12 protein-coding genes and 1 tRNA gene are annotated in these 13,354 nt (G+C 68.9%); all 13 read right to left on the bottom strand.

Annotation, left to right across the window (positions count from 1 at the left end; translation table 11 throughout):
- Positions 1-228: 228 nt before the first annotated feature.
- A complete protein-coding gene (locus AAD027_RS18865; RefSeq protein WP_341727581.1) occupies positions 229-477 on the bottom strand; it encodes an Arm DNA-binding domain-containing protein in 249 nt (82 codons plus the stop codon).
- Between the two features lie 219 nt (positions 478-696).
- Positions 697-772 (bottom strand) — tRNA-Gly (locus tag AAD027_RS18870).
- Positions 763-1,410: a CDP-diacylglycerol--glycerol-3-phosphate 3-phosphatidyltransferase gene (gene pgsA, locus AAD027_RS18875; protein WP_341727582.1), complete on the bottom strand. Its 648-nt coding sequence runs from the start codon at positions 1,408-1,410 to the stop codon at positions 763-765. Before pgsA ends, AAD027_RS18870 begins: the two co-directional genes overlap by 10 nt.
- A gap of 7 nt (positions 1,411-1,417) precedes the next feature.
- Positions 1,418-3,265: an excinuclease ABC subunit UvrC gene (uvrC, locus tag AAD027_RS18880; protein ID WP_341727583.1), complete on the bottom strand. Its 1,848-nt coding sequence runs from the start codon at positions 3,263-3,265 to the stop codon at positions 1,418-1,420.
- Positions 3,262-4,683 carry a hypothetical protein gene (locus tag AAD027_RS18885; protein ID WP_341727584.1) on the bottom strand — a complete coding sequence of 474 codons (1,422 nt, stop codon included), beginning with the start codon at positions 4,681-4,683 and terminating at the stop codon, positions 3,262-3,264. The genes uvrC and AAD027_RS18885 overlap by 4 nt, the downstream gene beginning before the upstream one ends.
- Positions 4,684-4,708: 25 nt before the next feature.
- On the bottom strand, positions 4,709-5,173 hold the full coding sequence (locus AAD027_RS18890; RefSeq protein ID WP_341727585.1) for a low molecular weight protein-tyrosine-phosphatase: 465 nt from the start codon (positions 5,171-5,173) through the stop codon (positions 4,709-4,711).
- Complete coding sequence (gene kdsB / locus AAD027_RS18895; protein WP_341727586.1) at positions 5,170-5,931, bottom strand: 3-deoxy-manno-octulosonate cytidylyltransferase; 762 nt, start codon at positions 5,929-5,931, stop codon at positions 5,170-5,172. The genes AAD027_RS18890 and kdsB overlap by 4 nt, the downstream gene beginning before the upstream one ends.
- A 167-nt stretch (positions 5,932-6,098) precedes the next feature.
- Complete coding sequence (gene lpxK, locus AAD027_RS18900) at positions 6,099-7,100, bottom strand: tetraacyldisaccharide 4'-kinase (RefSeq protein ID WP_341727587.1); 1,002 nt, start codon at positions 7,098-7,100, stop codon at positions 6,099-6,101.
- Positions 7,097-8,851, bottom strand: a complete 1,755-nt coding sequence (gene msbA / locus AAD027_RS18905) for a lipid A export permease/ATP-binding protein MsbA (RefSeq protein ID WP_341727588.1) — start codon at positions 8,849-8,851, stop codon at positions 7,097-7,099. The genes lpxK and msbA overlap by 4 nt, the downstream gene beginning before the upstream one ends.
- Positions 8,848-9,270 (bottom strand): ExbD/TolR family protein, encoded by a 423-nt coding sequence (locus tag AAD027_RS18910; protein WP_341727589.1) that lies wholly within the window; start codon positions 9,268-9,270, stop codon positions 8,848-8,850. Before AAD027_RS18910 ends, msbA begins: the two co-directional genes overlap by 4 nt.
- Before the next feature lie 9 nt (positions 9,271-9,279).
- Positions 9,280-9,939 (bottom strand): MotA/TolQ/ExbB proton channel family protein, encoded by a 660-nt coding sequence (locus AAD027_RS18915; protein WP_341727590.1) that lies wholly within the window; start codon positions 9,937-9,939, stop codon positions 9,280-9,282.
- A gap of 2 nt (positions 9,940-9,941) precedes the next feature.
- Complete coding sequence (locus tag AAD027_RS18920) at positions 9,942-12,308, bottom strand: DNA internalization-related competence protein ComEC/Rec2 (RefSeq protein WP_341727591.1); 2,367 nt, start codon at positions 12,306-12,308, stop codon at positions 9,942-9,944.
- Positions 12,309-12,347: 39 nt separating this feature from the next.
- Positions 12,348-12,839 (bottom strand): phage integrase N-terminal SAM-like domain-containing protein, encoded by a 492-nt coding sequence (locus AAD027_RS18925; RefSeq protein WP_341727592.1) that lies wholly within the window; start codon positions 12,837-12,839, stop codon positions 12,348-12,350.
- Between the last annotated feature and the right edge of the window lie 515 nt (positions 12,840-13,354).

A 13,354-nucleotide genomic window follows, 5' to 3' on the forward strand; every position in this document is an offset into this window, starting at 1 on the left:
GGACCAGCTTTACCGCCTCAAGCTTGAACTCGGGCGTGAACGTCCGCTTTGCCATTTACCACCTCCGATTTCATCATTGCACCTAAACTAGGTGTCTGTGAAATCGGCAGCAGGCCAGACTTCAGGCTCAACTCCTTGAAGGCACGCCAGGACTTAAATCCCGCCTCAAAGGTATTCTCCGCAGCACAGATCGCCGCGGCCCGCTGAGTGTGATGATGCGTGCGCGGATCAATGCTCTTCAATGCTCTTGGCTACGAGGGCACGACACTTGCCGCGTCGCTCGCGCGCCTCACGGAGGCTGACTTCAGGGTATGTGCCTAGAGAGATGCGTGGCTGCTTGCCCGCCCATGAAAAGCGGAAGTGCCAACTCTTACCGCTACGTGTCATCATGTAGAGACTCACGCCATCGGTGTCTTGGAGAACGCAGTCCTTGCGCTCAGGCTTGGCCTGACGGACTGCAGTATCGGTGAGAGCCATCGTACATATCCTCAGTCTCTTTACGAGTGGAGGAGATTTGTACGGTCCCGATGAGGCTGGCCCCTGGAAGAAACCGATCTGCCGAGCCACCGGATTTCCTATACCAAAAACCCGTGACTGGAGATGGATTCCAGTAGAACTCACTGGATGAAAAAAGGGGCCAAAGGCCCCTGTTTTCAACAGCTTATGGAATTCGGTGGAACTCCATAGATCGTAAACTGGAGCGGGAAAAGGGACTCGAACCCTCGACCCCGACCTTGGCAAGGTCGTGCTCTACCAACTGAGCTATTCCCGCGTCGAGAGAGATGAAATTGTAGCGTCTTGTTTCGGCCTGTCAACACTCTTTTGCTCGCCCTCGCGCAGGATCGGCCACGCCGCGCGCAGGTACTGGATGCCGGACCACAGCGTCAGCAAGGCCGCCAGGGCCAGCAGCCAATCGCCGATCATGAAGACCCAGCGCCCCATCCAGATGTCGCCCAACTGCACGGTACCGGGCGTGGATGCGTACAGCAGGCAGCCCAGCGCCACCATCTGCACGATGGTCTTGATCTTGCCCAGCGCGGCCACCTTCACCGCCGCGCGCTGCCCCAGTTCGGCCATCCACTCGCGCAGCGCGGACACGGCGATCTCGCGGCCGACGATCACCGCCGCCCAGATGGCCATCCACATGGTGGGGTTGTCCTGCACGATCAGGAACAGCGCCACCGCCACCATCAGCTTGTCGGCCACCGGGTCCAGGAACGCGCCGAACGCGGAGTACAGGTGGTAGCGGCGCGCGATCCAGCCGTCCAGCCAGTCGGTGACCGCGGCCAGGATGAACACCAGCGCGGCGGCCAGGTTGGTCCACTTGTACGGCAGGTAGAACACCAGCACCAGCACCGGGATCAGCAGGATCCGCAGCAGCGTGAGCCAGGTGGGGACAGTCAACTTCATCGGGGGACTACTCGCTTCCCGTCTGCGGCGATGGCAACCCGTGCAGGTTAGCGTAGATTCGCTCGGCGAGTGCGGCATTCACGCCATCCACCCGCGCGATCTCGTCCGCACCGGCCGCTTTCAGCCCGACCAGGCCGCCGAAATGCTTCAGCAGGCTGGCGCGGCGGCGCGGGCCGATGCCGGGGATGTCCTCCAGCTTGCTGGTCATGCGCGCCTTCTGCCGCTTGCCGCGATGGCCGGTGATGGCGAAGCGGTGCGCCTCGTCGCGCACCTGCTGGATCAGCTGCAGGGCCGGCGAAGCGGCGCCCGGGCGCACTTCGCGGCCATCGGGCAACACCAGCGTCTCATGGCCGGCGCGGCGCTCCTCGCCCTTGGCCACGCCCACCAGGGTGACGCCGTCCACGCCCAGGTCGGCAAGCGCGCCCCGGGCCTGCGCCAGCTGGCCGGCGCCGCCGTCGATCAGCAACACGTCGGGAAGTACCCCGCCCTCCTCCACGGCGCGGCGGAAACGGCGCTCGATGGCCTGGTGCATGGCCGCATAGTCGTCCCCGGGGGCGATGCCGGTGATGTTGTAGCGGCGGTACTGCGAACGCACGGCGCCATTGGCGTCGAAGACCACGCACGAGGCCACCGTCGCCTCGCCCATCGTGTGGCTGATGTCGAAGCACTCGATGCGCCTGGCCGGTTCCGGCAGGCCCAGCAGTTCCTTCAGGGCCTCGCTGCGCGCGGTCTGCGCGTTGCGGCTGGTCAGCTCGGTGACCAGCGCGACCTCGGCATTGCGTCGCGCCAGGTCCAGGTAACCGGCGCGTTCGCTGCGCACGTTCCACTTCAGCTGCACCTTGCGGCCGCTGGCCGCCGCCAGCGCATGCTCGATCAGTTCGGCATCGGGGATCTCGCGGTCCAGCACGATTTCCTGCGGCGCCGGCTGCTCGGCGTAGTACTGCGAGACGAAGGCCCCCAGCACTTCTTCCGCGCTGTCCTCGCCGTTGGTCTTCGGGAAGAACGTGCGCGTGCCCAGGTTGCGACCGTCGCGGAAGGCCAGCAGCAGCACGCAGGCCTGGCTGCCCTGCATGGCGCAGGCCAGCACGTCGAGGTCGGCGGCATGGCCGTCCACGTACTGGCGCGCCTGCAGGGTGCGGATGGAGGCGATCAGGTCGCGCAGGCGCGCGGCCTGTTCGAATTCCAGCGAGGCGCTGGCCGCTTCCATCGTGGCGGTCAGTTCGCGCGTCAGTTCGTCGCTGCGGCCGTCGAGGAACAGCGTGGCGCGGCGCACGGATTCGGCGTAGTCCGCTTCTTCCACCAGCGCCACGCACGGCGCGCTGCAGCGGCCGATCTGGTACTGCAGGCACGGCCGCGAGCGGTTGCGGAACACGCTGTCCTCGCAGTTGCGGATCTTGAACAGCTTCTGCATCAGGTTGAGCGTCTCGCGCACCGCGGTGACGCCCGGGTACGGGCCGAAGTAGCGGCCCGGCACCGCGCGCGGGCCGCGATGGAAGGCGATGCGCGGCCATTGCTCCTGGGTCAGCAGCACGTAGGGATAGCTCTTGTCGTCGCGCAGCAGCACGTTGTAGCGCGGCGTCAGCGACTTGATCAGCTGGTTCTCCAGCAGCAGCGCTTCGGCCTCGGTCCGGGTGACGGTCACGTCCATGCGCGCCACCTGGGCCAGCATGGACAGGATGCGCGGCGACTTGGGCGAGCTGTTGAAGTAGCTGGAGACGCGCTTGCGCAGCGCGCCGGCCTTGCCGACGTACAGCAGGCCATCGTCGGCGGCGTACATGCGGTACACGCCCGGCGCCGTGCTCAGCCCGGCCGCAAAGGCCTTGCCATCGAATTCCGCCTGGGGACTGCCACTCATTCGTCGATCGGGACGTGGCTCAATGCGCCGGTGGCGATATCGTAACGCAGCACCGCGTGGGCGTCGGTTTCGGCGATCCAGACCGCGCCCGCGGCGACGGAGAGCCCGGCGGGTCCCTGCAGGGGGCGCGGCAGGGCCACGGTGGTCAGGTCGCCGCCGCCCAGCCGCAAGGTGCGCAGGCTGCCGTTGCCGCTGTCGGCGATCCACATGACCGGCGCGTCCGGGCTCAGCGCGATGGCCTGCGGGTGCTGCAGGCGCGCGGTCTCGCGCGGGCCGTCGTCGTTGCCGAAGGTCCACGCCCCCTGCCCGACCAGCGTCTGCACCGTGTCGCCGCGCAACTGCATCGACCTCACGGCCGAGCCGACCGCGTCGCAGACGTACAGCGTCTGCAGGACGGTCGCCAGGCCGGCCGGCTGCGCGAACGCGGCCATCGGGCCGCTGCCGTCGCGCACGTCCAGTTGCCCGGAACCGGCACGCGACAGCAGTTCGCGCGTGCCCAGGTCGTAGCTCCAGATGCGGTTGTCCCCGGCCATGGCCAGGTAGATCAGGTTGTTGTTCACCACCAGCGCCTGCGGCTGGTTCAGCGCCACGTTGCGCGGCACGCTCGCCACGCCCTCCACCGGCTCGCCGGCGCGGCCATTGCCGCACAGCGTATCGACGGTGCTGGTGGCCAGGTTGATCCGGCGCAACGCATGGTTGCCGGTATCGGCCACGTAGAGCGAATCGCGCACCAGCGCCAGCCCGTGCGGACGGCGGAACGCGGCATGGTTCAGTTCGCCGTCGGCGAAGTCGGCCGTACCCATGCCGAACTGGCGGATCACGCGGCCCTGATGGTTGCATTCCAGCACCCGGTGGTGGCCGCTGTCGGCCACGAACAGGCGGTCGGGCGTGGCCACCAGGCTGGTGGGGAAACTCAACGGCATGCGCGGTTCCGGCTGCGTCTCGCGGAAGCCGCGCAGGTCGTCCTCCAGCGGCGCGTGCAGGCCGTCGCACAGCGTGGCCAGCTGGCGTTCCAGTTCCGCCAGCCCCTCCGTACCGACGGCGCGATGCCGCAACCGGCCCTCGCCGTCGATCAGCAGCACCGTCGGCCAGGATTCCACGCCGAACCGCTGCCAGGCCACCCAGTCGCCATCGTGCGCGGCCGGCAGCACGTTGCCGTGCCGGCGCAGGCGCTTGAGGGCCCGCTGCGGGTCGCGTTCGCTGTCGAAGCGCGGCACGTGGATCACCAGCGCCTGCATGCGCCCGAGGTAACGGGCCTGCAGCGTCGCCAGGTCGTTCAGCCGCTGCGCGCACCAGGCCGAAGCGCCATTGACGAAGGCCAGCGCGACGATCCGCCCGCGCTGTTCGTGCAGCGTGGTGGCGGGCGCGTTGAGCCAGTGCAGCGCGCGCGGGAGTTCGGGGGCGAGTGTCGCGTTCATCATCTTCCCTGATTATGCCGAAGTCTCATCCGGCGGCGAGCCGGGCCACGACCGCCTGTGCGGCCGAATCGACCAGTCGCCAGACCTGCCGGAAATCCTCCGGACCCCCGGTATAGGGGTCCGGCACTTCGCCGCCGGGCTGGATGCCGCACCAGTCCAGCAGCAGCGCCGCCTTGTCCTCGTGGCCGGCCGGCGCGCGCCGCCGCACGTCGCGGACGTTGGCCCGGTCCGCGCACAGCAGCCAGTCGAAGTCGTGGAAATCGCGCGCCTGCAACTGGCGCGCACGCTGCATCGCGATGTCCACGCCGAACCCGCGCGCGCAGGCGATGGCGCGCCGGTCAGGCGGCTCGCCCACGTGCCAGTCGCCGGTGCCGGCCGAATCCACCTGCACCCGCCCCGCCAGCGGCGATACCTGCAGGCGGGTGCGCAACGCGCCCTCGGCCATCGGCGAGCGGCAGATGTTGCCCAGGCAGACCACCAGCAGCCTCATCGCGTGGCCTGCAGGACGGCTTCGGCGCGCGCCAGGTCCTCGGGCGTATCCACGCCAGGCGGGAACGGCTCCGGCGTCAGCGCCACGGCGATGCGGAAACCGGCTTCCAGCGCGCGCAACTGTTCCAGCGACTCCACCTGTTCCAGCCGGCCGGGCGGCATGGTCGAAAAACGGCGCAGGAAACCCGCCCGGTAGGCGTAGATGCCGATATGCCGCAGCCATTGCCCTGGCGGCAGCGCATCGCGCGACTGCGCGAACGCGTCGCGATGCCATGGAATGGGGGCACGGCTGAAGTACAGCGCATCGCCGTTGGCGGCGCGCACCAGCTTGACCGCGTTGGGATCGAACAGGGTAGCGGCATCGTCGATGGGCACCGCCAGCGTGGCCATCTCCGCGCCGCTGTCCGCCAGCGTGTCGGCCACGGCGCGGATGCCGGCCGGCGGCGCGAACGGTTCATCGCCTTGCAGGTTCACCACCAGCGTGTCGTCGCTCCATCCGGCGATGTCGGCGCATTCGGCCAGGCGGTCGCTGCCGGAAGCGTGGCGCTCGGCCGTCATCGCCACCCGCACCGGCGTGCCCTGCAGCGCGTCGCGGATGCGGGCATCGTCCGTGGCCACCCACACTTCGCCCGCACCGGCGGCCAGCGCGCGGCGCGCCACGCGCACCACCAGCGGTTCGCCCCCCAGCAGGCGCAGCGGCTTGCCGGGCAGGCGCGAGGCGGCGTAGCGGGCGGGGATGGCGACGATGAAGGGGGGCATGGGAGGTTGGGTTGTTGGTTGTTGGTTGTTGGTTGTTGGTTGTTGGTTGTTGGTTGTTGGTGCAAGGCTAAGGACCGGGGACCAGGAACCAGGAACCAGGAACCAGGAACCAGGAACCAGCAAGAGCTTAGCCACATTCCCCGCCGGTCGCCGCAGGAAACCGGGCGCTAACCGTTCCGTTTCCCCAGCCTCGCCAGCAGGGCCACCCAGAACGCTTCCGGCAGCCTCGCCGCCACCGGCACGCTGTAGAACCAGTCGTCGGCGAAACCGGCGCATTTCACCGCGTCCTTCTCGGTCATCAGCACCGGCAGTTCGCTGCCGAAGGCGAAGTCGTCGTCGGTGTATTCGTGGTGATCGGCGAAGGCGTGCGGCACGACGGCGATGTCCAGCCCGCGCAGCATGGCGAAGAAGCGCGACGGATTGCCGATCCCCGCCACCGCGTGCACGCGCTGCCCGGCGAATGCCGACAACGGGCGCGGACGGCCGCCACGCAGCGGCAGCGCGCAGTCGGCGTGCAGGTGCATGGGCCATTCGCCGAAGCCCGCCTCCTCTTCCTGCTGCGGCAGGTTGACCACGCGGAAGTCGCAGCGCCCGGCGCGCTCGGCCGGCTCGCGCAGCGGCCCCGCGGGCAGCAGGCGGCCATTGCCGTAGCGGCGCTGGCCATCGATCACCTCGATCTCGATATCACGGTGCAGGCGGTAATGCTGCAGGCCATCGTCGCAGACCACCACATCGCAGCCGGCGTCGGCCAGCGCGCGCGCGGCCGCCACGCGGTCGCGGTCGACGCGCACGCGGATGCCGGCCTGGCGGGCGATCAGCACGGGCTCGTCGCCGCCCTCCTCCGGCGAGGTGGCCGCGTCCACCCAGCGCGGCGTGCGTTCGTCGCGACGCCCGTAGCCGCGGCTGGCGACGCCGGGCCTGAAGCCGGCCGCGCGCAGGCGCTCGACCAGGGCGATGGTCAGCGGGGTCTTGCCGGTGCCGCCCACGGTGATGTTGCCCACCACGATGACCGGCACGCCGATGCGCCGGCGGCGCAGCAGGCCCCAGCGGTACAGGTGCAGGCGCAATGCGACGAGTGCGCCGTACACGCCGGAAAGCAAGCGCGCGGACAGCGGCACCGCGGCGTCGCTGAACCAGTAATCGGGCGTGCGCGCCACCGGCTTGCTCACCCGGCCTCGGCTTCGCGGAACTGCATCTGGTGCAGGTGGGCGTACAGGCCACCCCGCGCCAGCAGTTCGGCGTGCGTGCCCTGCTCGACCAGGCGCCCCTGGTCCAGCACCAGCACCAGGTCGGCATGCTCGATGGTGGACAACCGGTGCGCGATGACCAGCGTGGTGCGGTCGGGCATCAGCTTCTGCAGGGCCTGCTGCACCAGCCGCTCGGATTCGTTGTCCAGCGCCGCGGTGGCTTCGTCCAGGATCAGGATCGGCGCATCCTTCAACATCGCGCGGGCGATCGCCAGGCGCTGGCGCTGGCCGCCGGACAACCTGCCGCCCTTGTTGCCGATGGGCGCGTGCATGCCATCCGGCAGTTCCTGCACGAACTCCATCGCATTGGCGCCGCGCACGGCCGCCTCCATCGCCGCCGCCTCGGCGCCCTGCAGTTCGCCATAGGCGACGTTGGCGGCCACGGTGCCGTCGAACAGCATCACCTGTTGCCCCACCAGCGCGATCTGCCGGCGCAGGTCGGCCAGGCGGTAGTCCCGCAGCGGATGGCCATCGAGCAGGATCTGCCCGGACTCGGCTTCGTAGAAACGCGGGATCAGCTTGATCAGCGTGGACTTGCCGCTGCCCGAGCGGCCGACGATCGCGGTGACGGTACCCGGCCGCGCGGTGAAGCTGACGCCTTCCAGCGCGGGACGCGACTGGCCCGGATAGCGGGCGGTGACGTCGCGGAATTCCAGCACGCCCTTGGCGCGGTCCAGCGGCCGGCTGCCGGTGTCGGCCTCATCGTCCGCATCCAGCACCGAGAACAGCCGCTGCGCCGAGGCCACGCCCCGCTGCAGCATGTTCTGCACGTTGGTCAGCTGCTTCAGCGACGGGATGATGGCCATCATCGAGATCATCAGGGTGACGAAACCGCCGGCGGTCAGCCGCCCCGCCATCGCCTCGCGGCCGGCGAAGAACAGCAGCAGCGCCAGCCCCATCGACCCCATCAACTGCACCATCGCCGAGGACACGCTGCGGGTGGCTTCGACCTTCATCGCCAGGCGCAGGTTGTTGTCGGCCAGGTTGGCGTAGCGCTTCAGTTCGGTCTGCTGCGCGCCGTAGATCTTCACTTCCTGCTGGTTGGACAGGGTCTGGTCGGCCGCCTGCATCAGGTCGGCGCCGCTCTCCTGGATGCGGTGGCTGATGCGGCGGTAGCGGCGCGCCACCCTGTCCATCACCCAGGCCAGCGGCGGACCCAGCAGCAGGATCGCCAGCGTCACCTGCCAACTGGTCCAGAACATCACGATCAGCGCGGCCAACACCTGCAGCGACTGCTGCAGCATGACCTTCATCGCATCCACGGCCGCCTGCGCCACCTGGTCGCTGTCGGAGCCCAGCCGTACCAGCATGGCCGGGACCGGCTCGGTATCGAAGCGCAGGCCCGGCAGGCGCAGGTACTTGCCCAGCACCATCACGCGCATGTCGCGCGCGATGCTGCGGGCGGCCTTGCCCATGCCCATGTCGGTGACGTAGCCGGCGATGCCGCGGATGACGAACAGGCCCACGATGTACAGCGGCAGCAGCAGGCTCTTGGCTTCGTCGCGGTCGATGAACGTCTCGTTGACCACCGGCTCCATCAGCTTGCTGAAGGCGCCGCCGGCCGCCGCTTCCACCAGCATGCCGATGCCCGCCAGCACCAGCAGCACGCGGTACGGGCCGGCGAAGCCCAGCAACCGCTTGTAGACCTGCCAGGGCGAAGCCTTGTCGCTCACGGGCGCGCCTCCGGCGCGGTGGCGATGTTGATCTTGCGGAAGCCGAGTTGGCCCAACGCATCCAGCGCGGTCACGACGGCCTGGTGCGGGGTGCGGGCGTCGGCGCGCAGCAGCACCGGGCGGCTGCGGTCGCTGCCGGCCACCTGCTGCAGGGTCTGCTTGAGCGCGTCGATGTCCGGCCGCAGCACTTCGTGCTCGTCGACGAAGTAACGGCCATCGGCGTTGACCAGCACGCTGAGCGCCTGGGCCTGCGCCGCCACCGGCTCGCCGGTGGCGCTGGGCAGCTGCAGTTGCAGCATCGAGCGCGAGTCGAAGGTGGTGGTGATCACGAAGAAGATGATCAGCACCAGGATCACGTCAATCAGGGGCACCAGGTTGATCTCCGGCTCCTCCTGCGCGCGGTCGTCGCGTATCCGCATCGGGCGGCCTCAGGCGCCGGCCGGCGCCGGCGCGACCACGCCGGACGGGCGCGCCACCGGACGGGCGTGACGGGCTTCCAGGGCATCGACCAGCGCGGTGGCTTCCTTCTCCATCTCCATCACGTAGCCGGTCACCCGGCCACGGAAATAACGATGGAACAGCAGCGCCGGGATGGCCACGATCATGCCGGCCGCGGCGCAGACCAGCGCCTTGCCGATGCCGCCGGCCAGCGCGTTGACGTCGCCCACGCCGCTGTCCTGGATGCCCAGGAACATCTGGATCATGCCCACCACCGTGCCCAGCAGGCCCAGCAGCGGGCCGGCCGAGGCGATGCTGCCCAGCGCGTTGAGGAACTTCTCCATGCGGTGCACCAGGTGGCGGCCGGTGTCCTCGATGCGCTCGCGGATCTGTTCGCGCGGCTTGTTGCGCACGTCCAGCGCGGCGGCCAGCAGTTCGCCCAGCGGCGAGTTGCGGCGCAGGGATTCGACATGGGCCGGCTCCAGCTGGCCACGGACGGCCCAGGTGCGGACTTCCTCGCCCAGCCCCGGCGGCAGGATCTCCTTGCGCCGCAGCGACCAGAAGCGCTCCACCACGATGGCCAGCCCCAGCACGCCCAGCAGCAGCAGCGGGATCATCGGCCAACCGCCAGCCTTCACCAGTTCCAGCACGTTCAGTCCTCCGGCGCATCCGGCCGTTCGTTCGCAGGCCGATAGGATAGCCCACCCGCCCGCTGGCGCTGCACGGCATCCCACAGGCGGGGACGGGCGTGACGCCGTTCACGCACGGCCAGCCCCTCGCGCCCCAGCCAGACCCGCAGCGCACCGCTGGCCTGGGTGTCCAGCACCTCCGCCCCGGCCCGCCGCCAGCGCTCGACCACCGCGGCCCGCGGATGCCCGAAGCGGTTGCCGTGGCCGCTGGAACCCAGCACCAGCCGAGCGCTGGTGGCGTCGACGAAGGCCGGATCGGACGAACCCATGCTGCCGTGGTGGGGAACGACCACGACGTCGGCGCGCAATGCCCTTCCCTCGCGATGGACCAGGCCACGCTCGACGATGCCGCCGATGTCGCCCGGCAACAGCGCCGCGCCATGGCGGGTCTCCACCCGCAGTACGCAACTGGCTTCGTTGCCCAGGTACGGGAAATGCGGCGTGGGATGCGCGAACCGGAAGCGCACGCCGTCCCACTCCCATCCCGGGCCCGCCACGCAGGGCGCATCCGCGATGGTCGGACTGCCTGCCGGCGCCAGCGTCCTGCCGACCGGCAACGCCTTGCGGACCGCTTCCGCCCCGCCCGCATGGTCGTTGTCGCCATGACTGACGACCAGGCGCTGCAACCGCGACACGCCCAACGCGCGCAGCGCCGGCACCACCGCGCGTTCACCGGCATCGAAGCCATCCTTCACCGCCGGCCCCGCGTCGTACAGCAGCGCGTGGCGCGAAGTGCGCACCAGCACCGACAGCCCCTGCCCCACGTCGATCACCACCAGTTCCACTTCGCCCTGCCGGGGCAGTTCGCGGTCCGGACACAGCAACGGCAGCCACAACAGCAATGCCAGCGGCTTCCCCGCCACGCCGCGGGGCAGCAGCAGCCAGAACGCACCCAGCAGGGCCAACACCATGGTCCAGGCCGGGCTTTCCGGCAGCCACCACAGGGCGTAACGGCTTTCCGCCGTGCGGACGAAGGCGGGCCAGGTCAGGTCGAAGCAGAACGCCGAAGCACGCCAGGCCCACGTGCCCGCATCGGCATGCAACGCTTCCAGCGCGGTCCCCAGCAACGACAATGGCACCACCACCAGGCTCCACCATGGGATCGCCACCAGATTGGCCAACGGCCCCGCCAGCGAGGCCTGGCCGAACAGCATCGCGGTCATCGGCAGCAGGCCCAGCGTGGCGACGCCCTGCGCCGGCAGGAACGCCTTCGCCCAATGCTGCGAGGTCGGCAGGCACCAGGCCAGCCAGGCGACGCCGCCGAAGCTCAGCCAGAACCCGGCCGCCAGCAACGACAGCGGGTCGAACAGCAGTACGGCCAGCATCGCCAGCGCGAGCGCATCGACCACCCGCACCGGCCTTCGCCACAGTCGCGCCAGCACCACCACCGCGATCATCAACACCGTGCGCACGGTTGGCAGCGCGAAACCGGCCACGGCCGCGTATCCGCACGCCCCCAGCAAAGCCGCCGCTGCCGCCGCCTGCGGGCGCGGACAGCAACGCGCCAGCGCGGGGAACAATCGCCATACACCGGCTCCTCCCAATGCGAGGAAACCGGCCACCAGCCCGACATGGAAACCGGAGATCGCGATCAGGTGCGTCAGCCCACTGACGCGCAGGATGTGCCAGTCCTGGTCGTCCAGCCCGCGCGTATCGCCCAGCGCCAATGCCTGCACGTAGCGCGACGAAGCCGCGGGCACCTGCCGCGCGATCCGTGCCGACATGGTGTCGCGCCATGCGTCGATGCCCTTCGCCGCACCCAGCCGCTGCGCCAGCGCCGGCTGCCTGACATATCCCATCGCGCCGATGCGCTGCGCCAGCGCATGCCGCTCGCCGTCGAAACCACCCGGATTGGCCAGCCCGCGCGGTGCGCGCACCCGCGCATGCAGGCGCCAGCGCTGGCCGGCCTTGAGTTGCATGCGCGGACCTCGCGCAACGGCACCATAGTCGTCGTACCAGGCCAACCGCAGCTTGCGGCCACGCAGGGCTTCAGGCTGTTCCGCCGTGTCATCCACGCGGAACAGGAAACGGGTGCGGCGCGCCTCCGGTTCCGGCAAACCGACCACGTGCCCCTCGATGCGGACTTCGTTGCCTTCCATCGCCAACGGCAATTGCGCGTGCAGGCTCCACGCCGCATGCAGGCCGGCCCATGCGAAACCGGCCATCGCCGCGCCCAGCCAACGCCCGCGGACAGGTGCGATCCACCAGGCCAATCCGCAGAACACCCCCACCCACAGCGCCACCAGCGGCGGCAGCGCGGGGCGCCACAGGCAGATCACCATGCCCGCCAGCCATGCCGCAATGCAGGCCAAGCCCAACGGTGGGGTCATATCCGCACGCGACAGCGACGACGTGCGCACCGCGCGATCTCAACGATCCGGAGGACTCGCCGGCATCCCATTCGTATCACGAGGCAACACGCGGACATGGATCCGGATGGTCGAAACTTCCTTGTGTCCGGGTGGGACCTGCATCGTGCGGATGTCGTGGCCCGCCTCCGGCAGACGAGCAGCAAGGCAATGCCGGAGCGCGTGCGCCAACTCCAGCCAGGGCAATCGCACTTCCAGTACGTCGCGGTAAAGAAACAACAGCGCCGACAACGCCTGGCTCTGCGCATCCCCCGACACGTGCTCCGAGATCGCCAGATGCGAAAGAAAGGCCTCTACTTCCACAGTTCCCATATCGCGCGGATGCCGCCGGCCATTGGCTAGGATGAATCGCCCGATCCAAGCCAAGTAAGCCCGCGAGGTGCGCACGCCATAGTGTCTTGCGCGCAACTTCCGCCGAACCTCGTCCATCAGCCGGCGCGAAGCATTTCCCTCCGCCCCTGCTGCGCCCACATCCTTGGAGGTATCGCTCATACGTCCTCGACCGCGTGGAATTGCAAGCAAGCCTGCCCGTGAAGGCCCGCTCCGGGAATCGGAGAAGGCCGTGAATGCGCGTAGGATTTTTCTTGACCTCACTCCCCGCCTGGCTTGACCATACGGTGCGACGCCCCGGATTGGGGTCTATATGTAGTTAGGCGTGCGCGGTCCGTTTTTAGTCAGCATCCGGACTTTGCGGCATTGCCATTGCCGCTGATCCATCGCGCGGTTTCCCGCGTCGGATTGTTTCCGTGGCAAGCCGCTCGCCGGACGCGCCGCCTGGCAATCGGTTTCCCGGCTCGCCTGCATCCGGCGCCACTTTCTGATACAACGCTGGCCTAACCATTCATTCAAGCCGAACCCGCTTCGCGGGTCGGCTTAATTCAGGCGTTAGGCCCATCAGATAGTTTCCTGCAACCCAAGATCAAGAAGCCCAGCCATGCCGGTCCCCCAGCAGATTTCAGCGCATTTCAAGCAACAGCAGGCAAAGATCCTCGATGCTTTGCATGAGG

The sequence above is a fragment of the Pseudoxanthomonas putridarboris genome (genome assembly GCF_038321125.1).
Lineage (GTDB): Bacteria > Pseudomonadota > Gammaproteobacteria > Xanthomonadales > Xanthomonadaceae > Pseudoxanthomonas_A > Pseudoxanthomonas_A putridarboris.

Coding starts and splice junctions, on each gene's coding strand:
- AAD027_RS18885 (WP_341727584.1), bottom strand. CDS start 4,683: ATGAACGCGACACTCGCCCCCGAACTCCCGCGCGCGCTGCACTGGCTC.
- AAD027_RS18910 (WP_341727589.1), bottom strand. CDS start 9,270: ATGCGGATACGCGACGACCGCGCGCAGGAGGAGCCGGAGATCAACCTG.
- AAD027_RS18920 (WP_341727591.1), bottom strand. CDS start 12,308: ATGACCCCACCGTTGGGCTTGGCCTGCATTGCGGCATGGCTGGCGGGC.
- AAD027_RS18925 (WP_341727592.1), bottom strand. CDS start 12,839: ATGAGCGATACCTCCAAGGATGTGGGCGCAGCAGGGGCGGAGGGAAAT.
- AAD027_RS18865 (WP_341727581.1), bottom strand. CDS start 477: ATGGCTCTCACCGATACTGCAGTCCGTCAGGCCAAGCCTGAGCGCAAG.
- AAD027_RS18890 (WP_341727585.1), bottom strand. CDS start 5,173: ATGAGGCTGCTGGTGGTCTGCCTGGGCAACATCTGCCGCTCGCCGATG.
- pgsA (WP_341727582.1), bottom strand. CDS start 1,410: ATGAAGTTGACTGTCCCCACCTGGCTCACGCTGCTGCGGATCCTGCTG.
- kdsB (WP_341727586.1), bottom strand. CDS start 5,931: ATGCCCCCCTTCATCGTCGCCATCCCCGCCCGCTACGCCGCCTCGCGC.
- uvrC (WP_341727583.1), bottom strand. CDS start 3,265: ATGAGTGGCAGTCCCCAGGCGGAATTCGATGGCAAGGCCTTTGCGGCC.